At 52.9% G+C, this 23,382-nt stretch carries 17 protein-coding genes, 6 tRNA genes and 1 rRNA gene; 22 read left to right on the top strand and 2 right to left on the bottom strand.

The window, feature by feature from the left end:
- Positions 1–109 precede the first annotated feature (109 nt).
- Positions 110–226, top strand: a 5S ribosomal RNA gene (gene rrf, locus HRQ63_RS21895).
- 646 nt (positions 227–872) lie between these two features.
- Here rrf and HRQ63_RS21890 read toward each other — a convergent pair.
- Positions 873–1,853, bottom strand: a complete 981-nt coding sequence (locus tag HRQ63_RS21890) for a ketoacyl-ACP synthase III (protein ID WP_172247263.1) — start codon at positions 1,851–1,853, stop codon at positions 873–875.
- Between the two features lie 427 nt (positions 1,854–2,280).
- Here HRQ63_RS21890 and HRQ63_RS21885 point away from each other — a divergent pair, with 427 nt between their 5' ends.
- The 19 genes from HRQ63_RS21885 (at position 2,281) to HRQ63_RS21795 (ending at position 20,552) form a co-directional block, all read left to right on the top strand.
- Positions 2,281–4,332: an alpha-amylase family protein gene (locus tag HRQ63_RS21885; protein ID WP_172247262.1), complete on the top strand. Its 2,052-nt coding sequence runs from the start codon at positions 2,281–2,283 to the stop codon at positions 4,330–4,332.
- 75 nt (positions 4,333–4,407) lie between these two features.
- Positions 4,408–5,358 carry an ABC transporter permease gene (locus tag HRQ63_RS21880; protein WP_172247261.1) on the top strand — a complete coding sequence of 317 codons (951 nt, stop codon included), beginning with the start codon at positions 4,408–4,410 and terminating at the stop codon, positions 5,356–5,358.
- A 36-nt stretch (positions 5,359–5,394) separates the two neighbouring features.
- Positions 5,395–6,273, top strand: coding sequence for a carbohydrate ABC transporter permease (locus HRQ63_RS21875; RefSeq protein ID WP_172247260.1), 879 nt, complete (start codon positions 5,395–5,397; stop codon positions 6,271–6,273).
- A gap of 33 nt (positions 6,274–6,306) precedes the next feature.
- A complete protein-coding gene (locus HRQ63_RS21870) occupies positions 6,307–7,821 on the top strand; it encodes an extracellular solute-binding protein (RefSeq protein WP_229714085.1) in 1,515 nt (504 codons plus the stop codon).
- A gap of 93 nt (positions 7,822–7,914) precedes the next feature.
- Positions 7,915–9,990, top strand: coding sequence for an alpha-amylase family protein (locus HRQ63_RS21865; RefSeq protein WP_172247259.1), 2,076 nt, complete (start codon positions 7,915–7,917; stop codon positions 9,988–9,990).
- A 73-nt stretch (positions 9,991–10,063) separates the two neighbouring features.
- Positions 10,064–12,388: a helix-turn-helix domain-containing protein gene (locus HRQ63_RS21860; protein WP_172247258.1), complete on the top strand. Its 2,325-nt coding sequence runs from the start codon at positions 10,064–10,066 to the stop codon at positions 12,386–12,388.
- Positions 12,389–12,471: 83 nt separating this feature from the next.
- On the top strand, positions 12,472–13,350 hold the full coding sequence (locus HRQ63_RS21855) for an NAD(P)-dependent oxidoreductase (RefSeq protein WP_216674025.1): 879 nt from the start codon (positions 12,472–12,474) through the stop codon (positions 13,348–13,350).
- Between the two features lie 580 nt (positions 13,351–13,930).
- Positions 13,931–14,002, top strand: a tRNA-Glu gene (locus HRQ63_RS21850).
- Positions 14,003–14,011: 9 nt separating this feature from the next.
- Positions 14,012–14,087 (top strand) — tRNA-Val (locus HRQ63_RS21845).
- A 55-nt stretch (positions 14,088–14,142) separates the two neighbouring features.
- Positions 14,143–14,216: transfer RNA gene (locus HRQ63_RS21840), tRNA-Met, on the top strand.
- A 19-nt stretch (positions 14,217–14,235) separates the two neighbouring features.
- Positions 14,236–14,311: transfer RNA gene (locus HRQ63_RS21835), tRNA-Asp, on the top strand.
- Between the two features lie 21 nt (positions 14,312–14,332).
- A tRNA-Gly gene (locus HRQ63_RS21830) sits at positions 14,333–14,407 on the top strand.
- A 7-nt stretch (positions 14,408–14,414) separates the two neighbouring features.
- Positions 14,415–14,491, top strand: a tRNA-Arg gene (locus HRQ63_RS21825).
- A gap of 304 nt (positions 14,492–14,795) precedes the next feature.
- The gene (locus tag HRQ63_RS21820) at positions 14,796–16,916 is read left to right on the top strand and encodes a BglG family transcription antiterminator (protein ID WP_172247257.1); all 2,121 of its coding nucleotides are present in this window, start codon (positions 14,796–14,798) and stop codon (positions 16,914–16,916) included.
- Positions 16,917–16,949: 33 nt separating this feature from the next.
- A complete protein-coding gene (locus HRQ63_RS21815; RefSeq protein ID WP_172247256.1) occupies positions 16,950–17,258 on the top strand; it encodes a PTS sugar transporter subunit IIB in 309 nt (102 codons plus the stop codon).
- A 28-nt stretch (positions 17,259–17,286) separates the two neighbouring features.
- Positions 17,287–18,576 (top strand): PTS sugar transporter subunit IIC, encoded by a 1,290-nt coding sequence (locus tag HRQ63_RS21810; protein ID WP_172247255.1) that lies wholly within the window; start codon positions 17,287–17,289, stop codon positions 18,574–18,576.
- A gap of 24 nt (positions 18,577–18,600) precedes the next feature.
- A complete protein-coding gene (locus HRQ63_RS21805; RefSeq protein WP_172247254.1) occupies positions 18,601–19,008 on the top strand; it encodes a tetratricopeptide repeat protein in 408 nt (135 codons plus the stop codon).
- Between the two features lie 42 nt (positions 19,009–19,050).
- The gene (locus HRQ63_RS21800; protein WP_172247253.1) at positions 19,051–19,917 is read left to right on the top strand and encodes a class II fructose-bisphosphate aldolase; all 867 of its coding nucleotides are present in this window, start codon (positions 19,051–19,053) and stop codon (positions 19,915–19,917) included.
- A gap of 14 nt (positions 19,918–19,931) precedes the next feature.
- On the top strand, positions 19,932–20,552 hold the full coding sequence (locus tag HRQ63_RS21795; protein WP_172247252.1) for a P-loop nucleotide/nucleoside kinase family protein: 621 nt from the start codon (positions 19,932–19,934) through the stop codon (positions 20,550–20,552).
- Between the two features lie 201 nt (positions 20,553–20,753).
- On the opposite strand, the gene fabV is transcribed toward HRQ63_RS21795, so the two are convergent.
- Positions 20,754–21,941: an enoyl-ACP reductase FabV gene (gene fabV / locus HRQ63_RS21790; RefSeq protein WP_172247251.1), complete on the bottom strand. Its 1,188-nt coding sequence runs from the start codon at positions 21,939–21,941 to the stop codon at positions 20,754–20,756.
- A 282-nt stretch (positions 21,942–22,223) separates the two neighbouring features.
- On the opposite strand from fabV, the gene ruvC reads away from it, so the two are divergent.
- Together ruvC and ruvA are read left to right on the top strand one after the other, a co-directional pair.
- Positions 22,224–22,727, top strand: a complete 504-nt coding sequence (gene ruvC, locus HRQ63_RS21785) for a crossover junction endodeoxyribonuclease RuvC (protein ID WP_037293509.1) — start codon at positions 22,224–22,226, stop codon at positions 22,725–22,727.
- A complete protein-coding gene (gene ruvA / locus HRQ63_RS21780; protein ID WP_172247250.1) occupies positions 22,724–23,347 on the top strand; it encodes a Holliday junction branch migration protein RuvA in 624 nt (207 codons plus the stop codon). Before ruvC ends, ruvA begins: the two co-directional genes overlap by 4 nt.
- The last annotated feature ends 35 nt before the right edge of the window (positions 23,348–23,382 follow it).

Here is a 23,382-nt window from a genome sequence, read left to right as displayed (position 1 = left end):
TTAGCGAAATATTTGAATCTGAGCGACTTTTGGATTCCCCATCTTGAGGATATTTTATCCGAAAGCCGGAACCAAGTGGAGCGAAGAGGCAAATATGGAGCGCCTATGGTTTGGTGGTGATGGCAGAGGGGTTCCACACGTTCCCATCTCGAACACGACCGTTAAGCCCTCTAACGCCGATGGTACTTGGACCGCAGGGTCCCGGGAGAGTAGGAAGCTGCCAAGCCAATGAAGAAGTCTTCTCTTAACAGGGAAGGCTTTTTTTCTTGTTTTCGGAGGCTTCCCTGTAAACAGGTCGCTTAGGGAAAAGCCTTGTTGCTTCCCTGGTTTGCCTAACGGCAAGCCCAAAGTAGCGTCAAGGCTTCTCCCTACGCTCCGTGGACGTATACTTCTTTGGATAGTAAGATCGAACGACGGTTTCTGTTCTAGTCAAGAAATAAGAATGTATATCTCTATTCGTTGCGCTTCGCTTGAGTGCTCTATGCTTCAATTCTGCTTACTATTCTAATGCTCCGAAAACTCTCTTTATCATCGTTGTTTCTATGCCTACGCTACGGTTGTCTTTACTTCTCGCTCTTCCTCACTAATCTCCAATTCATTCTAGTACCCTATCTGCCGCTTCCATTTCTTTTCTTTATAACCGTTCAACCTTAATTTTTTAACCTATTGTTCTTTTCAAATCCAGACAGCCCCTACCTCTTCCGGCGGCTAGTTCAAGCCGTACAGTTCGAACTTCGCTTTTTCACCTACATACAGAGCGAGTCTGCTTCCGAACCGGAGCGCCTTTGCCCTTTCCCTTCACCTCTAAATGTTTGATCAAATAGAAGGGGAAAGGACAACGAAGCGCAGGTCGGAAGCAGGCTCGCGGCCCCTCACCAGCGGACTAGAACACCCGAGTGCGTCAGACCCGCACCGAATCCGTACATCAGCAGCAAGTCGCCGCGTTTGACTTTTCCCTCATCGATCGCAAGCTGCAAAGCCAAAGGAATCGAAGCCGCAGACGTATTACCGTAAAACTCGGCACTTGTCAGTGTCCGCTCGCTGCCGATCCCGGTCTTTTCGGCAATAGAGTCGATCATTTTCAAATTGGCGCTGTGCGGAATAAACCAATTGATATCGTCGATTCCGCCCGGTAGCGATTCGCTCAAGCGCTGCACGCCTTCCGGTACGGTGCGAACCGCCCATTTATAGACTTCCCGGCCGTTCTGTACGACTTTTCCGTTACCGTCGAGCTTTTGGCCTTTTAAGGTATCCGCCATGCCGCTTCGATAGACATGTTGGCCTCCGCTTCCGTCGCTGCCCATATGGGAACCGAGAAAAGCGCCTTGCTCCGTATATTCAACAACAGCTGCACCAGCCCCGTCGCCAAACAAAATGCAGGTGCTGCGGTCCGTATAATCAATGGTTTTACTCATGCATTCACCGGCTACGATCAATACTTTACGATGCAAGCCTGCTGTCACCATTCCATTCGCAAGATGCAGCGCATAGGTAAAACCGGCACATGCGGCACTCAAATCGAGGGTGCCTGCATTTTGCAGCTTAAACGCGTCTTGGACAAGGCACGAGACTGTAGGGAAGGGATAGTCAGGTGTCGTCGTTGCAGCCAGCACCAGATCGACTCCATCCAGAGCATCCGGATAACGGCGAAGAAGATCCTCAACGGCTTTAATACATAGATGCGAAGTGAATTCGTCATCGGCGGCAATGCGTCTTTCGCGGATGCCTGTACGTTGGACGATCCATTCATCGTTGGTATCGACCATGGCTTCCAAATCGTCATTAGTCAGTTTTCGTTCGGGAACATAAGTGCCTAAAGCGGAAATGCGTGAGTTCGATTGAATAAGGGTCATATGCGAGTCAGCTCCTTTAGCACTTAATACTAGTACCTGGTACTAATATAAAAGTTCTTTAGTGTTTTTGCAAGTTTTGTCTTCAAAAGCGCCTTTTGATCCATTCCAGTTCATTTGTCATGGCGAAAAGAAAATCAGTTCATTCCAGATGCCTGTTTCGTAAACCGGACTTTTTTTGCAGCAATCCGAACATGAATAGCTTGATCTAAGTACAATCTTCTCTATTCTACCGGAAAAAGAGACACGAAACGGACAAAAATTTCCGGACAATTTGACCGCAAAACTTGTCTGTATCCTGCCGCCATCCATTTTTGCACACTGTAGTTAGCCCGATCGGGATCGGAGCCCCATCAAGTATGATCCCAATAAGCATATTTTATAAAAGAGTTCGATATCATTTTAGCCGAAAGGGGAGGTGATGAAGCGGATGAGTTGGTGGATGGAAGAGTCGATACGAATGATCCAAACCAATCTGCGCGAAACGGATGCGACGATGGACCCGGTGAGGCTGATGGATGATTTGGATGCTTTGTCGGCTAATGTACTGATGGTGAATGCGGGAGGCATATTTGCTTTTTACCCGTCCGAACTGGAAGAGCAGTATGTGACACCGTTTTTGGAAAATGATCTGGTTGGCACGTTGACGGACTTGGCGCATCAAAGAGGGAAACGAATCATCGTGCGATTTGATTTCAGTAAAGCGCATGAATCATTGTTCGAGCGCCATCCTGACTGGTTTTACCGAACGCGTGCAGGCCAAGAGGTCAATTACCAAGGTATCGTTCATACTTGCGTAAACGGTCATTACCAGCAAAAAGTTTCGCTCAAGATGATCGGGGAAGTGCTTGAACGGTATCCGGTAGACGGCATTTTCTTCAATATGTTCGGGTATCAGCATTGGGATTACAGCGGCAATCATTATGGACCGTGTTATTGCGAGAATTGCCGGCGGCGTTTCAGTGAAATGCACGGTCAGGATCTGGAACAATACGACGGGAAAAACGGACCGCTTCAACAGGAGTATGCGGAGTTTTGCGAGCAGACGACCCGCGAGATGCTGCAGCGTATTCGCGCATTCGTGAAAAAAGATTATCCCAAGGTCGCGATTTCTACTTATCACACGGAAGGCGTCGATCTGGTGCGCAGCGAGTCGAACACGTCGTTAAAGCGCCCGCTTCCCAAATGGCTGTACGCAGCGTCCGAAAATATAGCGTCGGTCGAAGGCGGATGGGATGACAAACGTTCCAGCTGCTGCAGCATCAACGCAGTCGATTTGCCGTATCGGTTTACGGGAGTGTCGGTGCATGAAACGGAGATTCGGCTTTACGAAGCGTTGGCGCAAGGCTCCGTGCTCGATTTTTGCATTATCGGAACGTTTCCGGATTATCCGGATGCGTCCAACTTGCCTACGGTGCAGCAGGTGTTCCGTTTTCAACAAGAAAATGAGAGCGTATTCAAGAAACTGAAACCGGTCGCAGACGTGTTGTTGGCGAAGCCGGAATCGGGTACGGCGCGCGGCGAATATTCGGGACTGTTCAAAATATTGAAGGAAAAGCAGATTCCGTTCGAAGTCGTGGCAAGGGAAAGGATGAGCTGGAGATTGGAAAAAGAAGACCGGGCGCGCGTACTGCTGCTGCCGGGAATCGTCCGGCTGACGGAAAAGGAACGCGAGCTGTTGGAGCGGAAGCAGCGGGCCGGGCTGCGGATCGCCGCCACGGGCGGAGCGCTGGCGGAAGACGCCGAATCGCTGAGCGCGCTGTTCGGCATCCGGGAGCTGAGGCGACTGCCGGATGCGGAGTCCGCCTATTTCGAGGCGGACGGGGAAGGGTTGGCCGGCATACCGGAAGGCCGGCGGTGGATCGTGGCGCCCGGGCCATGCTGGGCGGCGGAAGTGGAGCCGGGCGTCGAAGGCCGGCTGCGCGGCATCGAAGCCGCGACGTTCGGGCCGCCGGAACGAGCGTACGGGCATGCGCGCAGCGAAGGTTTTGACGCGGTGACGATCCGCCGGAGCGGGGCGGGCAGCGGACTTTATTACGGCTGGCAGCCTGGGGAATGGTATGGCCGCTACGGTTGGCAGGACCATAAAGAGGCGTTCGCCGCCATATTGGAAGGCGAATTGGAAAGCGGCTGGACGTTGAAGTCGGACGCGCCGTCTTCGGTGGAAGTGTTCTTGCATCGCGCGGGTGAAAGCGATCTGCTGCTGCAATGCATCAATCTATCCGGATTCAACGGGATGACCTACCATGAGGCGCTGCCGATCGGGCCCTTGACGTTCACGATCGGCAGCTTGAATGATGAAGCGTCGTCCGATCTCTTTTTCAACAGATACGAAGCCATATCGCTGGTCAGTAAAAATCATATCGACGTACAGCAAACAGCAACAGGCATTTCTTTTACGATCGAACGCCTGGAAAAATACGAAGCCGTACAGATCCGCCGCGCGTCTGCGAAAAAGCGTCTTGTCGATAAAGAAAGCTGAGCAAAAGCTGCTTTTGTAGAGTGTGAAGACATGTCCTGACGCTTGAGTCCATTTTTTCAAGAAAGGAGAATGACCATGGAACAACCCGCAACCTTGTCTTCGGAGGGCAACAAAGCGTATCCCGCTTCGCTATGGTCGCGCATCGTCAAACATCGAACCATTTATCTGTTGATGCTGCCCGGACTGCTCTTTTTTATCGTATTCAAATTCGGTCCGCTATGGGGTTTGCTGCTGGCATTCAAAGATTACAATCCGTACTTGGGTTTTGCAGGCAGCGAGTGGGCGGGTTTCGATCATTTCACGGCTTTATTCGCGGATCCGAACTTTTATGTCATGCTCCGCAATACGCTGGCGATCAATCTGCTGGGATTGGTCTTCAATTTCCCGGTTCCGATCGTGCTGGCGCTGATGCTCAACGAGATCCGGCATGAAACGTTCAAACGGATCAACCAGTCGATCGTCTATATGCCGCATTTCCTGTCGTGGGTAGTCGTGGCGAGCATGACGTATTTTATCCTCTCGGCCGACGTCGGCATTATCAACAAGATCATCGTGTCGTGGGGCGGCGAGTCCGTTTCGTTCCTCTCGCAAGTCAATTACTTTTGGGCCATGATCACCGCGCAAAGCGTCTGGAAAGAAGCCGGCTGGGGCACGATCATTTTCCTCGCGGCGATGGCCGGCGTCGATCCGCAGCGGTATGAAGCGGCCGTCGTCGACGGGGCGAACCGCTGGCGGCAGATCTGGCATATCACGCTTCCCGCGATCCGTCCGACTATCGTGATCTTGCTGGTGCTGCGTCTCGGCAATATGTTCGACGTCGGCTTCGAGCAGGTATTGCTGATGATGAATCCGCTCGTCATGTCGGTTGCCGAAGTATTCGACACCTATTCGTACACGAGGGGCATTTTGCAAGGTAACGTCAGTGTCGGCGTGGCCGTCGGGATGTTCAAAGGAATCATCGGACTGCTGCTGATCGTCACCGCCAACCGGATCGTCAAAAAGATGGGACAGGAAGGCATTTATTAAACGAACAAGACGATCTTCCCGGAAAGGAGCCATGTTATGAGTTTCGTGAAAAGCAAAAAGCCGACCGCGTTCGATTGGGTCAATTACAGTCTCATCCTGTTGATTTCGCTGGTCTGCATCTTTCCTTTTTTATACGTGTTCAGCGTGTCGTTTACGGATCCCGAGGTGTACGTGCCGCTTAGGTTCTATCTATTCCCGGAAAAATGGTCGCTCGACGCGTATCAGTATATTTTATCCACGAACAGTTTCCTGAACGCGTTCAAAAGTACGGTGTTCATCACGGTCGTCGGCACGGCGCTGAACCTGATCGTTTCGTTCACGTTTGCTTACGGGCTGACCAAACGCACGCTGCCGGGTTATAAACTGATTATGGGATTTGTGATCTTTACCCTGGTGTTCAGTGCCGGCATCGTGCCGAATTATCTGCTGATCCGCGAGCTTGGGCTGATCAACTCGTATTGGTCGCTGATCTTGTCGAGCTTGACCAACGCGTGGAGCCTGATCATTATCAAAAGTTTTTTGGAATCGCTTCCTTCGGAATTGGAGGACGCGGCGCAGATCGACGGCTGTTCGGATCTCGGCGTGTTTTGGCGCATCGTGATTCCGCTGTCCATGCCCGCGATCGCGACATTCACTCTTTTTTTCGCGGTGGCGCATTGGAATACGTATTTTAACGCTTTGATCTATCTGACGGATTCGAACAAATGGACGCTCCAGGTGCTGGTGAAAACGCTCGTGATCGATTCGAACTCTTCGGCTGCGGCGGGAGCGGGCGCGAGCGACGAAGCCGTCATGCCGCAGGAAACGATCCGCATGGCGTCGATCGTACTGTCGATGCTGCCGATTCTGGTCGTATATCCGTTTTTGCAAAAGCATTTCGCGAAAGGCGTTATGTTAGGTTCGGTTAAAGGGTAGGTAACGATCCGACATCCAAGGAGGAATATCGATATGGGTAAAATGAAAAGTTCACACAGGAAATGGATCGCCGCTTTGTGCGGAGCCGCGATGACGTTCTCCGTATTGACCGCTTGCGGTCCGCAAGGCGGAGGATCGCAGGCCGCGCAAGGGGAAGGAGAAGCGAAAGGCCCGGTCAGCATCCAGATGTTTGCCGGATTGTTCAGCGAGCTTCCGGACATGAACGACGAGTACTGGACAGGATGGCAGGAGATGACGAATTCCAAGCTGGATATCGAATGGGTGCCGTCGGGCGACCTGAACACGAAATTGGATCTGCTGCTCGCTTCGGGCCAACTGCCGGAAGTGGTATCGACAACCGACTTTACCCGTCCGACGCTGATCAGCGCGATCAAAAACGGAGCGTTCTGGGATCTGACTCCTTTCCTGGGCGACCTGAGCGAATATCCGAATCTCAAAGAAAACCTGGCCGATGACGCGCTGAAATACCTGTCGGTCGACGGTAAAATCTATGCGCTGCCGAGATCGAGATCTCGGGTGGACGGCGGTCTGAAGATTCGCGAAGACTGGCTCAAAGAACTGAATATCGACGTTCCGACCACGATGGAAGAGTATAAAGACGCGTTGGCGGCAATCGTCAAAGCGAAACCGGGCACGGTGGGGCATTTGTTCGTCGACAATCCGACAGCCGCGATGCAGGCGGGCTTCGGCGTGTATAATCCGACTTACGACGATGCGGGCGGCCTGATCAATCCGCGCTTAACGCCGCAGTATGTAGAGATGGTCGGCTTTTTCCGGGAACTCTACGCTGAAGGCTTGATGTCCAAAGAGTACGCGGTCATGAAAGAAACGCAGGCTGAAGAACTGTTCAAAACGAACCGCGCCGCTTCCTACGGACGACCGATCTGGTGGGACGACGAGTGGGAAAAAGCGATGCGCAAATCCGGCGAAGAAGACGCCAAAATCCTGAATCTGCATCTGAAAGGACCGAACGGGGACGATGCGGTCGCGTTGGAAACGGGCGTATCGGGCGGCTTCTACATCTCGAAAAAAGTGCCGGAAGAAAAAGTGAAGCAGCTCTTGGCGTACTTCGAGCAAACGGCTTCGCAAGAATTGACCGATTATGCGTACTACGGCAAAGAAGGCGTGCATCATACGGTCGAAGACGGGCAAAAAGTGCTGACGGAGCAGGGCGTGAAAGAAGTCAATACGACAAGCAAAGGCGCAGGCGTGCTGGCATATGCGAAGTGGGGCAAAGTAATCAGTGCTTCGGCGAGCAAAGAATTCAACGACGCCAAAATCGCGGAAGTGGAAGTATTCGACGAGATCGGCAAAATCGACCCGTACCGCGTCGTGACGGTGGAATCGTGGATTAACGCGTGGCCGCAGCATGATACGGAATACAAGTCGATGATGACCAAAGCGATCGTCGGACAGATTTCGTTGGAAGACTTCGATACTTACGTGGCGGGACTGCGCGAACAGCCGGCGCTCAAGCAGGCGTTTCTCGATATGGCGGCGGCTTACAAGCAGTTCCAAGAGTCTTGATTCGATCGGAAGTTTTCGCTTCATCGTTGACCGGGGATCGGACACGAGCAGTATCTGAACGCAAGGATGCAGGCTGCAAAAAGGAGGAGTCTCATGGAAAGCCGCGATAAAGCGTGGTGGCGGAAGCCGCTGCGCATCATTCAGCCCAATCTTCAGGTAGCCGATACGGACAAAATCGAGCCGCGACGGCTGGCCGGGCAGTTAGAGGAACTTGGCGCAAATGCGGTGGTGTTCAACGTAGGCGGGATCTACGCTTGGTACGATACCGAAGTGCCTTACCATACCAGGAATCCGTTTTTGGAAAAAGGGCGGGACTTGCTCCAGGAAGTGATTTCGGAGCTGCATAGCCGCAACATCCGCTTTATCGCCCGTTACGATTTCAGCAAAGCGGATGACAACGTCTGGTTGCGTCGCCCGCAGTGGTTTGTGCGCGACGCCGAAGGGCGTCCGGAAACGATAGGGGCCATGCGCCCCGGACCGTGGCCGCTGCTGATGAAAACGTGCATCAACAGCGGGTATCGCAACGAAGGAGCGGCGGAGCGGATTCTGGTCGAGTCGCTCCGGCGTTACGGGATCGACGGCGTATTTTTCAATGCGCCGGGTTACGAGTTTTGCCGCTGCGAGACGTGCCGGAGCAAATATGCGAAGCTTTATGACGGAGCGGAACTGCCGGAGACGCGAAAGTTGCTGGAAAAAGATTTTCCGCTGCGCTGCATGACGGATAATATGCGGAGATTGAACGCCACGATCAAGTCGGTTAAGCCGGACGTGCCGACGATCCTGTATTATGATCTGTACCGCGATCGTTTGGAAGAACGCGCAGAGATTGCCGATCTGATTTGCGCGGAGCCGCAGGATATCCTATCGCTCGGCTGGCAGCATATCCCGGAATTTTGGAAGCCTGCGCTGTCGATGCGGTTCGGGCGGTCGGCGCAGGGGCATGGACTGCCTGCTCCGCTCGGCATCGTCCATTCCTGTCCCGGCATGGACTGGCGGCATACCGGACTCCCGCCCGCGGAATACCGGTTCTGGATGGCGCAGGTCCCGGCCAACGGCGGGCAGATCTGGCATTCGCTCACGGGCATTCCCGATACGATCGGCGATAAACGGATATTGGAACAGGTGGCCGGGTTGAACCGCGACGTCGCGAAGGTCGAAGCGTTGATGGACGGGGCGCAGCAGGAACAGGAGATCGCGCTGCTGTGGAACTCGGCGCCTTCCGCCGAGGGATGGGCGGAAGCGCTGATTCAGGCACGGCTGCCGTTCGCGGTATTACCCGCAGAGGCAGCGGAACAAGGCGCTATGAAGAATTACAAAGCGGTGATCGTTCCCGAAGGTTTTGCGTGGACGGATGCGCTGCTTGCGGCTGCGGAGAATTTCGTTCGGGAAGGCGGCGGATTGTTGACCGAAGGAGCGCTTCCCGACGGAGGCGGCAGCGCCGCAAGTCCGACGATGCTGATCGGCATCGCCGAAAACAGCGTGCGCAGCGAAGAACTGCAAGCCGCTTATATCCGTTTCGAACCGGAAGGGAAAGATCATGCGCTGCGTGCGGGATTACAGTCTACCGAACTGCTGCCGCTGCGCGGACGGGTATCGTACTGCGAGACCGATCAACAAGATTCGAGCGTGACGGTGTTGGCGACGCTCGTTCCGCCTTTTTCCCCACCAGAAGCTGTAGGCGCTCCGCCGGAACGCGCGTCGCTGCCGGTTCCGCGGACGGATTTGCCGCTGATTGTCGCAAAGGAGCCGGGACAAGGACGTTCGCTATATCTGTCGTTTTCGTTAAGCCGGTTGATCGCCGACTATAAGCTGCAGGATCATTATCGCCTGGCTGCCAATTCGGTACGCTGGCTGCTTGGAAAAGCTCCGGCGATCGAGACGAACGAACGGCCCGGGCTTCAGTTGACCGTGTTCCGCAAAAACGAAGAACGCCTCGTTCATCTCGTGAACGGAGCCGGGCGGCGGCCGTTGACTGCGATCCTGCCTTTGCATGATGTCGAGTTGAGCCTAACGACCGAGAACGATCCCGGCTCGTATGCGGCAGAATGCTTGATCTCCGGGGAACGTCCCGAAATATCGGTGCGCGGCGGCAAGCTCATTGTGCAAATCGCAAAATTGTCTTCTTGGGAATGCGTGCGCGTGTATCCGTTAGTCTCCGGGAAGAAATAAAATCCCGAGTAAGCGCGATTCGGTTTTAGGTATAATGGGAGCAGCATGCCAAAACGGACAGGAGGAAGCATCCATGAGCGAATTTACGCAATCCGTGAAACGGAACGCACGTCGTATACTACCCGCAGACAGCTACCTCAATCGGCTGATTTGGTTGGGCTGCCTATCCGTTCTCATTCCCATTTTGCTGATCGGAAGCGCTTACTATTATATTTCGACGAATCGGTTGACTGCTCAATTTCAGGCAGACAGCGAAGAGTCGCTGCTGCTGCTCAAAGATCGGATGGAGCAAACGCTGGGCAGCATTGAGAATGTGTCGTTGCAGCTATCGATGGAGCCTTTGATCCGAAGAGCCTTGGCCGATCCCGGGTATAACGAGGATTATTTGGCCCAGATGGAACTGCTCGATTTGTTTCAAGCGCGAAGAGGGACGGAAGGGCTGATCGGGGATATCGTGTTTTACCGTACCGAATCGGGAACGACGCTGTCCAACACTTACGGTCATGTCGCCGAATCGGATTTTCGATACCGTACCGACCTTAAGGAAGCGCTTGAGCGCGGGGAAAGCGGTTGGATGAGACTGGGCGAAGCCGCGCGGGAAGGTTATGTATCGTATGTCCGACCGCTGCCCGTCATGCTTTCGGGCGAGCCGCAGGGTTTACTCGTGATGCAGGTGGACGAGGCGGGACTTGACCGGATGCTGAAAAGTTATCGGACTTCGTTGGAGGATCAGGCGCTGCTCGTGCTGGCTCCGAACGGAACGCCGCTGCTCCAGGCTTACGGCGGGGAACCCGGCGGAGCCGTCCCGCGAGCCGAAGATCTTCGTTTGGCTTCGGAAGGCGAAGAGACTTCGGGCAGCGAGTTGATGCGAGGCGAGGAAGGTCAGGCTCTGCTCGCGTTCCAGCGGACTTCGTTCGGACGGACCTATGTCTCGTGGCTGCCGGAAGCTTCGATGATGAAGCAGCTGAGCTGGATACGCGGGTTGATCTTTTTCACCGCGGGGGCCTGTCTGCTGTTCGGTTTGATTCTTAGCGTGGTCACGTCAAAGCTTGCCTATAATCCGGTTCAACGGCTGCTTCAGCACGGCGCAAGACTTCGGAGCGGTCAGTCGGGCGGGTCCGATCGCGATGGCAACGAGATCGAATACATTCGTTCTTGCCTGGACTATCTGAACGAGCAGGCCGGATCGCTGGATCGTTACGTACGCAGCATGCAGCCGGATTTAAGGGATCGCTTTTTCCAAAAACTATTGCGCGGGGATTATGCGGTCGATACCGGAGAGTTGCAGCGTCAGTGCTCCAGATACGGGATCGATTCGAGCGGAGAAGCGGCGGTCGTGATGGTAAAGGTGGAAGACTTGCTTCGTGAAAAACGCTTTTTGCCTCAGGAAGGGGCGGTCATTCGCTTTGCGGTCCGCAATGTCATGAACGAATTGCTTCAAGCGAACGGGTTGAGCGGTTGGACTGCGGAAGACGGGGAAAAAGAGAGCGCGGCCGTGCTTTGTTTCCCGCCGGGAACTTCGCCGAAAACGATCAGGGAAAGCGTGGGGCGTTATGCGCAGCAGATTGTGGAATCGCTTGCGCGGTATCTTTCTTTTTCGGCTGCGGTAGGCATCGGTCGTCAGGTTCCGCTTCATAAACTGCCCGAAAGCGTTTCGGAGGCTCGTACCGCGCTGAAATACCGATTGTTCCGCGATGCGGATCGGGTGCTGTGGTATGAAGAACCGATTCGTTTGGAGGCGGGAAGCCCGTTGTTTTTATATCCCAAAGAGGTGGAGCGCAGCCTGATCGAAGCATTGAGCGAAGAGGATTCGGCGAGAGCGGAAGCGGCATTGGAAGAGTTTACGGATCGGGTGCGCACGGCAGGATCTTATAACGTGATTTCCCAGTGTTACCATGTGCTGTTGTCGGCGCTGATTCAAGCTTTGGAAGCCAATGGAGCCGTTCCGGGCAAGCTGTTCGGAGAAAATCTGTTCGAGCAGTTAAAAGAAAACCAAACGTCGCGCGAAATGCACGGTTGGTTTGCGGGGATGGTGTTCCCGGTCTGGATGCGGATACGCAGCGAAAATGCGGGCAACTCCTCCAGACAGCTGCTGCGGCGGGTATGCGCACAAATCGAAAGCGACGAAGACGGCAGTCTGACGTTATCGGAATGCGCGGAAAACGAAGGGATCAGCGCGTCCACGCTCAGTCGGTTATTCAAAAAAGAAATGGGCATCTCTTTCGTGGAATATATGATAGAGTTTAAAGTGAATAAGGCGAAGCGGCTGCTGAAGGAAACGGATTGCAGCGTGATGGATATCGCCGGTATGGTAGGGTATTCCGAACGTAATTTGAACCGGACTTTCCAGCGCTGCCTGGATATGTCGCCCGGCCAATATCGCACGCTGCATCGTTGACGTTGAATCGACGTTCTGCTGGCAGTCCCGTTTCGCCGAGTGCAGCAAAGCGCACGTTAACTTTTCGGAAAGGGTGAATATATTTGGAATCCGCAAAACAAATCGTAGGTTTCGCAGGAATAGGCGTTATGGGAAAAAGCATGGCCGGTCATATTTTGGACAAAGGGCATGAGGTGCATGTCTATAACCGCACGCCATCCAAAGCGCAGGAGCTGGTCGATCGCGGCGCGGTTTGGCACGATTCGCCGTCCGCGCTGGCGCAAGCTTGCGATATCGTCATCACGATGCTCGGTTATCCGCAGGACGTGGAACAGGTGTACATGGGCGAAGACGGTCTGATCCCCCACGCCAAATCGGGCGCGTATCTGATCGACATGACCACGTCCAGCCCGCTGCTCGCACGCCGCCTGGCTGAAGAGGGCAAGCAAAAAGGCATCGGCGTGCTGGACGCTCCGGTATCCGGCGGAGACGTCGGCGCCAAAAACGCCAAGCTGTCGATCATGGTCGGCGGCGAACAAGCCGATTATGAAGCGGTGCTGCCTTTGCTTGAGATCATGGGCAGCAATATCGTGTATCAAGGCACGGCCGGAGCCGGACAAAATACGAAAATGTGCAACCAAATCGCCATCGCCTCCAATATGATGGGGGTGACCGAAGCGATCGTATATGCCGAAAAAGCGGGTCTTGATCCTCGCACCGTGCTGAAAAGCATCGAAACCGGCGCCGCCGGAAGCTTTTCCCTAAGCAACCTGGTTCCTCGCATGCTCGACGGCGATTTCGAACCCGGCTTCTATATCAAGCATTTTATCAAAGACATGGGCATCGCCCTCGAATCCGCCGCCGAAATGCAGCTCGATCTGCCCAGCTTGAAACTGGCCGAATCGCTGTACCGCAAACTCGCCGACGCCGGCTACGAAGACAAAGGAACCCAAGCGCTGTATAAGCTGTGGGACAAGGAGTAAGAGAGTAAGTTGAAAAAAAGAGAAAAGTGAAGCTCAAAGCCGAAGGCTGCTTTGATCGATCCAATATTTTCAGCCCAAAATCGTACAGCCGAATTTCGGTTGTACGATTTTTTGTGAGCAAGGAAGCCGCAATACAACACAAAAGTCATGTTGACCCGATGATTTTGATCTTAGTCTAAAAAGTTAAGATTAAAGACAATGTACGCCTTATGTTCTTTTAGAAGCTTTCCAACACGTGCCAACACTAGGCGGAGGGAGAAATTCAGTGAAAAACGCCTTTGAACTTGGAAAATACCCTAATTTAAATTCCGATCCGGTTTTCCAAGCGAGACAGCGTTTTGAACGAATTTCTCCCGTAGCCGCCACATATGCACTGCCTGTTTAACCGCCCGGCATAAACGTTTAATAACATGCATCGCAATAGCTTTAATATCGTCGATTTTAACTCGATTCAAACTTTCTCAAAGTTTTTTGCGAAAAAGGGTTGACCTTTGTAATGCTCGCATGGTATATTATTTCTTGTCGCCGCGGGCAACACGCTGAAACAAGCGAGACGCAAAACGGACGACATTCGCAGCAAGGCCCGTTGGTCAAGGGGTTAAGACACCTCCCTTTCACGGAGGTAACAGGGGTTCGAATCCCCTACGGGTCATATACATACGGAGGCTTAGCTCAGCTGGGAGAGCATCTGCCTTACAAGCAGAGGGTCGGGGGTTCGATCCCCTCAGCCTCCACCATGAAGACTTTAGTGACGAAGTCGCATGAATCATGGGATGATGAATTACACTCTGACGCGGGGTGGAGCAGCTCGGTAGCTCGTCGGGCTCATAACCCGAAGGTCGCAGGTTCAAATCCTGCCCCCGCAATTGCTTCACCTTATGGCCTGGAACCGTGGTGTAGGGGTTAACATGCCTGCCTGTCACGCAGGAGATCGCGGGTTCAAATCCCGTCGGTTCCGCCATTTTTACTTCAATAATGTTTTGCGGACGTGGCTCAGCGGTAGAGCATCGCCTTGCCAAGGCGAGGGTCGCGGGTTCGATTCCCGTCGTCCGCTCCATTATTTTGCGCCCTTAGCTCAGCTGGATAGAGCGTTTGACTACGAATCAAAAGGCCGGGAGTTCGAATCTCTCAGGGCGCGCCATTTCTTTTAAACTTCAACACCGGATCGGATGTAGAAATTTTACGCCGATGCCGGTGTTTTTTGTTGATGGTGAAGTTGTTTTATTTTGCGTACACGCCCTAATGCTTTTACTCCACAGAATCTTGCTTTACGAAAAGATTCCGCGGAGTAAAGGCATTTTTTTATATTCAAAGAAAGAGCAGGTGTTGAAGCAAGTTAGCAAAGTGTAGCGCTTACATTTTTGCAGGTTGAAGTGGCAACAAGATACACTAAACTTTCACAGGGGGAGAATCTATAATCGAGATATGAAAGGGGCCACAACTTCATGAAGGAACGCACACAACGAATATTCGCCAGATTTTTAAAAGTGAGTGCACCGTTGACCGTGGAGGATTTGAGCAAAGAATTTCGAGTAAGCGAACGAACGCTGCGTAATGAAGTCGTGCGGATCAACGAATATTTGGTTGAGCATCAATACCCGGCGATCACGACGGCAAGAGGGTCAGGCATGACGTTGTTGTTGCCGGAACAAGAAACGAGAGTGCTGTTGGAACGGATCGAAGAAACCCGGGCCAAAGACTACTACCGCCCGGATGAACGTTTTCTGTTCTTGCTGTTGGACATTGCGGATACGAGCCGGGTTACATTGCTGTATGAGATGGAAGAAAAACTGCAAGTATCGAAAAGCACGCTAGATGAAGATATGCGGAAACTGCGCCACTATTTGCATCCGTACGGCATAGCCGTCGTGAGCCTGACCAAACAGGGAATCGTGCTGCAAGGCGACGAGCGTTCAATCCGTTCCATGCTGTTTGAAGCCATCAATAATCAGGTGGACGTTGAGCAGCTTACGCAAGGAAAAAGCAGCGACGTGATTACGCAATTTGCTCTGCATTACCTGGATCGCGATATGCTTCAGATTTTGGACAGGCTTTACGACGAACGATTGAAAAAGGCGGATGCAGAGACCAACCACGTGTATCGGAATCAGATCATTTTGTTTACGGCCGTATGGGTGAGGCGCGTGCGGGAAGGCAATACCGTCAGCGAATCGACCAAAACAAGAGCCGAGATCAAAGAAGGACCGGTCAGAAATTTTGCGGACGAGATTTGTGCCGAACTGTCATTATTCCCGTCGCTGCATGAAATCAAATACATGACCTTCAGCATTGAGTCATTCAAGCCCAAAGACATGAATAGTTCGTTCGATTGGGTGGCGGCACAGTTGTTGACCATTCAACTGATCGAGCATGTGGAGAGGGTAACAGGCATCCCTTTTTCACAGGAAGAAGAAGATTTGTACGAAGGATTGTATCGGCATATTACCGGACTGCTTAGTCGAGCACAAAACAATCTTCAAGCCTTCAATCCACTGAAAGACACGATCAAAGAGTCTTACGGAGCGATGTACCAAGCGGTAGCCTGTTTCGGTAAGCAGATCGAAGCCTATACCCAAACCGGTTTGTCGGAAGACGAAATTGGATTTTTGACCGTATACTTCTCAACCTCGGCCAGCCGCATGCACGAAGAAGAACAGGATGTGTATCAAGCGGTAGTGGTCTGCAATCATGGGATTTCGACCGGAAAGCTGCTGGCGGCCAATCTCAAAAGACAATTCAATATCGAGATTGTGGCGGTGCTGAGCACCTATGAACTGTCTTTTATCGACAAGCTGGATGTGGATCTGATCTTTACCAGCATCCCGATCGAGTATCCGAAAAAGCCGATTCTGCTGCTTAATCCGATTCTCATGGAAAGTGATAAGAAAGAGGTAAGCGCTTTCCTTGCGGAGCATAACAACCACCGAAGAAAGATTTCCAACAAGCTGGATGCGACGAGGCTGATGCAGGATGTATTGAGTTTGATTGTGGATAGCGGAGGCAGCGTAACGCCCGATAGCTATCAAAAGGTAGAAAACACATTCAAGCAGCATCAACTGAAAATTAACACAAGGGAGCTACAGCCGATGCTACAGGATGTTTTGACGGATACGAATATTTTGCTGAATCAAGAAGGAGCCGATTGGAGGGAGGCGATTACCAAAGTTGCCGAGCCCTTGCTGGATAGCGGAGTGATCGAGCAAAGATACATTAACGCCATGATCAAATCCGTTGAAGAATTCGGGGCGTATATCGTGGTGGGCAAACATCTGGCGTTGGCGCATGCACGGCCGGAGGACGGAGTCAACGAACTTGGGATCAGCGTCATGACGTTGAAAGAGCCGGTCAATTTCGGACATCCGGACAATGATCCTGTCAAGATTGTGTTTTGTCTGGCCGCGATCAATTCCCATTCCCATATCAAAATCATGAAGAGTTTGGTGGAATTGATCGATGATAACGAGAAATTAGAGAAGTTGTTCGCAGCGCAGGATGTTGCTACTTTTAATGAGGTTTTACATGGAGAAACTCCGGTTCACGATAATTCGGACAGCCAACTGAACTAATCCTTACATCATTGCAAAAAGGGGAGAACAACTATGAAAAAAGTGAAAATTTTGTTCGTATGCGGCGCGGGACTCGGAAGCAGCTTTGCCTGCCAGATGGCGGCGGAAGACGTGCTCGGCAAGCTCGGGGTACAAGCTAATCTGGATCACAGCGATATCTCGTCCGCCGTATCGCTTCGACCGGATATCATCATGACGGCTCAGAACTTTCAGACGCAATTCGAGAAGTTCGATGTCGACCCTGCGCAGACGACGATCATTTATCTGAAAAATATCGTATCCAAGCAGGAGATCGAAGAAAAGATTACGCCGGTGTTGCAGGGAAAAGGCGTTTTGGCCTAATAATCGACGAGAGAACAGGTGAGGGAACATGGGAGTAATCAATTTCATCATCGATAATATTTTGACGCAAGCTTCGGTGACGGTGGCGTTGATCGCGATGCTCGGTCTGATTCTGCAAAAGAAATCCGTCGGACAAACAATCTCGGGTTCGCTCAAAACCTTACTCGGCTTCATGGTCTTGTCCGCAGGCTCCGCGATCATCGTGGGCAGTCTCGTGTACTTCGGCGACATTTTCACCGAAGGCTTCAATATGCAGGGCATCATTCCTTCGATCGAAGCCATTAACGGACAAGCGATGAACGAACTCGGGCTTGGCCGGGATATCGCGCTGACGTTTCTGGCGATCTTCGTATTCAATATTCTGATCGCCCGTTTTACCCGCTGGAAATACATTTTTTTGACGGGGCAAGCGATTCTGTGGATGGCGACCATGACGACGGTGTTCGGTTATTTTGCCGGACTGAGAGGGATTGCGCTAATTCTTGTAGGCGGTTTCATCGGCGGCGTATTCGCCGTGGCGATGCCCGCGATTGCCCAACCGTTCGTGCGTAAAATCACCGGCATGAATGAGATCGCGCTCGGCCACTTTTGTACGATCGGCTATGTGTTCGAAGCGGGAGTAGCAAAGGTTTTCGGCGAAAAAGGCGAAAAGAAAAAATCGGTCGAAGATCTGAAGCTCCCGCCTCAATTCGAATTTTTGCAAGATACGTATTTGTCGCTGATGGTCGTGATGGTGCCTTTGTTCATCGTGACGGCGGCTTTCGCGGGACCGGAGTTCGGCGCTACCCTGTCCGGCGGAACTAATTACCTGATGTTCGCTTTCTTGCAATCGATTCAGTTCGTCGTAGGCGTTTACGTGCTGCTGGCAGGCGTTCGGCTGCTGCTGGGTGAGATCGTACCGGCTTTCCGCGGAATCGCGATGCGTCTGGTGCCGAACGCGATTCCGGCGCTGGACTGCCCGGTGTTGTTCCCGTACAGCCCGAATGCGGTCATCGTAGGCTTTATTACGACGACGATCGGTTCGATCATCGCCATGTTCTTCCTTCCGGTGTTCGGCTGGGCGATGATTTTGCCGGGCGTGCTGACCAACTTTTTCGCAGGAGGCACGGCCGGGATCTTCGGCAACGCGGTCGGCGGGCGGCGCGGGGCGATCATCGGCGGTATTTTCCACGGCTTTTTCATCACTTTGCTTCCGGCACTGCTGGTCACGATCTTCAACAGCATGGGATTCGTGAACGCGACGGCGACGGACGTGGATACGGTGGCGGCTGCCCTGTTATACGCATGGATTATCGGACCGCTTATGAAAGCATTCTAAGATGAGCGACAGGAGGCAGGGGATATGTTTGGTTTTGGTAAAAAGAAAGAAAAGAAACCGCAGCAATCGCCGGACATGGCCGGTACAGAAAATGAGATGAGCGAAGAACGCAAAGCCGAACTGCTGCATACCATTTCGGCCAAGCAGGCAGAAATTGCGCAAAAAGCAGGCGAGGAGCAGGCGGCCGTTCAAGAAGAGCTGGGATTGGCTTTGTACGAGTTGGGAAAAGACGACGACGCGATCGCTGCTTTCGAAGCCAGTCTTCAAAACAAGAAATCAATCGGTCCCGGCTACAAAACACTGCTGAAGCTGTACAACCAAAAACGCGCGGAAGCGGCAAAATCCAACGATGAATCGTTGCTTCAACTGTATATGCAGAAGATGGACGGCATGATGCAGATTTCAAAAGACGTGACGCGCGGCCTGAAATAAGCCGCAGACACACATACAGAATCCACCGGGAGGGAAACATTCATGTACATCACGTTAAAAGAAGCGACTCGCAGAGCGGAAGAACTGAATTATACGGTAGGGGCATTCAACGCGCACAATCTGGAGATGCTGCCGGATATGATCCGCGCGGCGAAAGAATTAGGAGCGCCGATCATCATTCAGACGAGTATCGATACGGCCCGCTACGTCGGTCACGAAAACTTCGTTGCGGTCTGCAAGTCGATGGCGGAAAAAGAAATGGTCGACGTGGTACTGCATCTGGATCACGCGCGGGATTTCGACGACATCAAGGAAGCGATCGACAAAGGCTATACCTCGGTCATGTACGACGGTTCGCATCTGCCTTTTAAAGAAAACATCATGAAGACCCGGGCGGTCGTCGATTATGCGCATCGGCATAACGTTTCCGTCGAAGGCGAACTCGGCACGATCGGAGGCACGGAAGAAGGCATTCATGTCGACGAAGACCAGAAAGCGTATACCGATCCGCAGGATGCGGTCAAATTCGTCAAAGCGACAGGCGTGGACGCGCTGGCGATCGCGATCGGCACCAACCACGGCCAATACAAATCCAAAACCGCAGTAAATATTCCGTTGTTGAAACAAATCGATGCGGCCGTCGACGTTCCGCTCGTGATCCACGGCGGCACCGGCGTCAACGAAAACGATATTCCCGAGCTGATCGATAACGGCATCCGCAAATTCAACGTCGGCACGGAGCTGCTCGTCACCTGGACGGAGGCGGCCAAAGGCACGTTTTCCGACACCAAAATCAACAAATCGCTTCGCCACAACATTATTCCATGCAATGAAGCGGTGAAAGAGGTGGTCAAGCACAAGATCGGCATTTTCATGAATAAGGAAGGTCGTTTGAACACGGTAAGATAGGCATGGAGATCCAGATGGAAAAGGTGCTTATTCTGCTGGCGGGATTGCCGGGTACGGGGAAAACTTTTTTGGGCGAACGGCTTCAGGAACGGTTCGGCGCATTCGGAAAAATATCGCTCGATACGCTGAAAGAAGCTGAGTTCGATCGATACGGATTTGCGAATATGCAAGAAAAACGAATGCTCGAACAAAGGTCGTGGGCGCAGTACTACGAGTTGATGGACAAGCATATGCAGGCCGGGCGCAATATCCTGTCCGATTATCCGTTCAGCGACAAGCAAAAGCCATGCCTGACTTATTTGGCGGCGAAATACGGATATCGGGTGCTGACGATCAGACTGATCGGGGATCTTGACGCGTTATACCAGCGGCAGCGCAGACGGGATCTGGATCATTCCAGACATTTGGGACACTTGGTATCCGTATATTCGCCAGGTCAACGATTGGCGGATCGAAGCCGGGCGGATCAATTATTGAGTTACGAAGAGTTCGTCAAACGATGCACGACGAGAGGCTACGATACGTTCGCGTTGGGGCAATTGTACGAGTTGGACGTCACCGATTACGCCAAAGTGGACTACTCCGGGCTGATGGAAGGTATCAAGCAGTGGGCGGCCGCCGCGTCTCCCCTTTGATTTGTCCCCCGTGGTCGAACCTGAAAAAGCATCGAATCGATAAGCGAAACGAAAAACCGTCTTTCCTGCCCATGGGCAAGCAAGACGGTTTTTTTGTTGGGAAAGTTCAACGTAGCTGGGAGCGAGAAAACGAATTTCTCTCGGAGTTTTCCCGCTTTTTCCGCGAACGTGACTTTCTCGACAGCCGTAAAACGTTAACGATTAACGCAGGTTCGGCATCGGCACGTTCGGATCGGTATCGACTTCGTAATCCACGCCGTCGCTTTCAAAGCCGAACAGTTGGAAGAATTCGCGGCGGTAGCCGGCCAGATCGGACAGCTCTTCCACGTTTTCGGTGCCCAGTTCGTTCCAACGGCGCGTGACTTCGTTTTGAACGTCTTCGCGCATTTCCCAATCGTCGACGCGAATCAATCCTTTTTCGTCCGCCGAAGTTTCTTCGCCGTACAGACGATCCGCGAACAAGCGGTACATCTGCTCGATGCAGTTCTCGTGCAGGTCTTTTTCTTTCATGACGCGGTACAGCGCCGAAATGTACAGCGGCACGACCGGAATCGCCGAGCTGGACTGGGTAACAAGCGCTTTGTTGACCGATACGAAGGCGCGTCCGCCGATTGCGCTCAAGCTTTCTTTCAGCACGTTCGCGGTTTGTTCCAGATCGTTTTTCGCTTTGCCGATCGTGCCTTCGCGATAGATGGCATGGGTGACTTCGGGACCGATGTACGAATAAGCGACGGTCGTCGCGCCTTGCGCCAGCGCTCCGGCTTCTTGCAGCGCGTCCATCCACATTTTCCAATCTTCGCCGCCCATGACCGCGATCGTCTGCCGTACTTCTTCTTCCGTCGCCGGTTCGATCGTCGTCGTGGACACTTCGCCCGTATGGAAGTTCATCGTTTTGTTGCTGTAAGGCGCGCCGATCGGCTTGATTACGGAAGTGAACGTCTCGCCCGTCACCGGATGCGTGCGGCGCGGGGAAGCGACGCTGTAGACGACGAGGTCGACTTGGCCCAGTTCTTTTTTGATCAGGTCGATCGTTTGCGTCTTGATTTCGTTCGAGAAAGCGTCGCCTACGATGTTAAAAGACTTGACGCCCAGCTTGGCTGCTTCCGCTTCGAAGCCGGCTGTGTTATACCAACCTGCCGATGCCGTGCGCGCGCCTTCCGCCGGTTTGTCGAAGAAGACGCCGATCGTGTTCGCGCCCGCGCCGACAGCTGCCGTAATACGCGAAGCGAGGCCGTATCCGGTTGAGGAACCGATCACGAGCACGTTGGCCGGGCCGTCGATTTTCTTTTGCGATTTTACGTATTCGACTTGCTTCTCGACTTGCTTGGCACATCCCTCCGGATGAGCGGTGGTGCAGATAAAGCCTCTTGTTTTCGGTTTGATGATCATTGTGATCGTCTCCTTTGCCTGTCGGTATGTAAAAAAAGCTTCGTTTACGCGTATCTGTTACGTTAGGAATCTGAAGCGCACAGCCAAATTATACACGAAACGCGCAGCGAAGGGGAACTGGCGTCAAAGGTACGGAAGAGGGCAAAGTTTTTTCCCGGCGAGTGCTATTTTTGCTATAATGAACAGAAGGAATACATATGTTCGCTTCGGGCTCAAGATTCCGGAAGCTCTGGACTACATTCCATGCAGAATTTCGCCGTTAAAGATAGAGGAGAGATGGATTTGCGCATTTTGGGCATTGACCCGGGCCTGGCGATCGTCGGCTTCGGATTCGTGGATAAAGAAGGCAATAAGCTGACGCCGGTGCAGTACGGAAGCATCCAGACGAAGGCGCATACGCCCGAGGAGGAGCGGCTGCGCGACGTTTACGAAAGCATGGTGCAGCTGATCGATAAATACAAGCCGGATCAGGTAGGCGTGGAAAAGCTGTATTTCAGCCGAAACGTCACTACGGCGCTGCCGGTTGCCCAAGCGCGCGGCGTGCTGCTGCTCGCGGCCGTGCAAAAAGGGATTCCGATCGCCGAATACACGCCGATGATGGTCAAGCAGGCTGTGGTCGGTTACGGCAAAGCCGAAAAAAAACAGGTCCAGGAGATGGTGAAGCTGCTGCTTAAACTGTCTGCGGTGCCGAAACCGGATGACGTGGCGGATGCTTTGGCCGTCGCGATCTGTCATGCGCATTCGGTAAGTTTGAATTCCAAATTAAATGGGGTACTGCGAAAATGATCGATTTTGTACGCGGGCTGGTTGCCCATATGGAAAATGAATATATCGTTGTCGACGTGCAGGGCGTAGGGTACCGGGTGTTTTGTCCGAATCCGTATGCTTTTGCCGCAAAAGGGTCGTCGGAGCCGGTCACGGTGTATACGCATCACAGCGTGCGCGAAGACGCCATCTCGCTGTACGGCTTTTCGACGCGCGAAGAACAGAAGCTGTTCCGTCGGTTGATCGACGTGACGGGGATCGGGCCGAGAGTGGCGCTGGGCATATTGGCCGGAGGCTCGCCCGAGAAAGTCGTGTCCGCGATCCAGCAGGAAAACGTGACGTTTTTGACCAAGCTGCCTGGGATCGGGAAAAAGACGGCCCAGCGCATGATCTTGGATCTCAAGGACCGTCTGGACGGATTCGTTGCGCCTTCGCTCGGCGGATTGTTCGACAATACCGTTGCCGCGGAAGCGGAACTGGACGGCGGAGGCTGGAAAGAAGCCCGGGAAGGCCTGGAAGTGTTGGGTTACACCGATGCCGAGCTTGATAAAGTGTGGATGGAGTTAAAAGAAGATTTAAAACCGGGCGAACCGGTCGACGCGCTGATGAAGCGGGCATTAAAGGTTCTTTATCGGGGCTAAATGAGGTAAAGTAAGGATGAACGGGGAGGAACGGT

The sequence above is a fragment of the Saccharibacillus endophyticus genome, assembly GCF_013185185.1.
GTDB classification, from domain to species: Bacteria; Bacillota; Bacilli; order Paenibacillales; family Paenibacillaceae; genus Saccharibacillus; species Saccharibacillus endophyticus.
The sequence above is the reverse complement of the archived record's forward strand: the minus strand, read 5'-3'. Positions and strand labels throughout refer to the sequence as shown.

Excerpts from the sequence above, each read along its gene's own strand:
- HRQ63_RS21870 (WP_229714085.1), top strand. The coding sequence starts at position 6,307 with ATGGGTAAAATGAAAAGTTCACACAGGAAATGGATCGCCGCTTTGTGC.
- HRQ63_RS21800 (WP_172247253.1), top strand. The coding sequence starts at position 19,051 with ATGTACATCACGTTAAAAGAAGCGACTCGCAGAGCGGAAGAACTGAAT.
- HRQ63_RS21875 (WP_172247260.1), top strand. The coding sequence starts at position 5,395 with ATGAGTTTCGTGAAAAGCAAAAAGCCGACCGCGTTCGATTGGGTCAAT.
- HRQ63_RS21810 (WP_172247255.1), top strand. The coding sequence starts at position 17,287 with ATGGGAGTAATCAATTTCATCATCGATAATATTTTGACGCAAGCTTCG.
- HRQ63_RS21880 (WP_172247261.1), top strand. The coding sequence starts at position 4,408 with ATGGAACAACCCGCAACCTTGTCTTCGGAGGGCAACAAAGCGTATCCC.
- HRQ63_RS21860 (WP_172247258.1), top strand. The coding sequence starts at position 10,064 with ATGAGCGAATTTACGCAATCCGTGAAACGGAACGCACGTCGTATACTA.
- HRQ63_RS21890 (WP_172247263.1), bottom strand. The coding sequence starts at position 1,853 with ATGACCCTTATTCAATCGAACTCACGCATTTCCGCTTTAGGCACTTAT.
- HRQ63_RS21885 (WP_172247262.1), top strand. The coding sequence starts at position 2,281 with ATGAGTTGGTGGATGGAAGAGTCGATACGAATGATCCAAACCAATCTG.
- ruvA (WP_172247250.1), top strand. The coding sequence starts at position 22,724 with ATGATCGATTTTGTACGCGGGCTGGTTGCCCATATGGAAAATGAATAT.
- HRQ63_RS21805 (WP_172247254.1), top strand. The coding sequence starts at position 18,601 with ATGTTTGGTTTTGGTAAAAAGAAAGAAAAGAAACCGCAGCAATCGCCG.
- HRQ63_RS21820 (WP_172247257.1), top strand. The coding sequence starts at position 14,796 with ATGAAGGAACGCACACAACGAATATTCGCCAGATTTTTAAAAGTGAGT.
- HRQ63_RS21815 (WP_172247256.1), top strand. The coding sequence starts at position 16,950 with ATGAAAAAAGTGAAAATTTTGTTCGTATGCGGCGCGGGACTCGGAAGC.
- HRQ63_RS21795 (WP_172247252.1), top strand. The coding sequence starts at position 19,932 with ATGGAAAAGGTGCTTATTCTGCTGGCGGGATTGCCGGGTACGGGGAAA.
- fabV (WP_172247251.1), bottom strand. The coding sequence starts at position 21,941 with ATGATCATCAAACCGAAAACAAGAGGCTTTATCTGCACCACCGCTCAT.
- HRQ63_RS21865 (WP_172247259.1), top strand. The coding sequence starts at position 7,915 with ATGGAAAGCCGCGATAAAGCGTGGTGGCGGAAGCCGCTGCGCATCATT.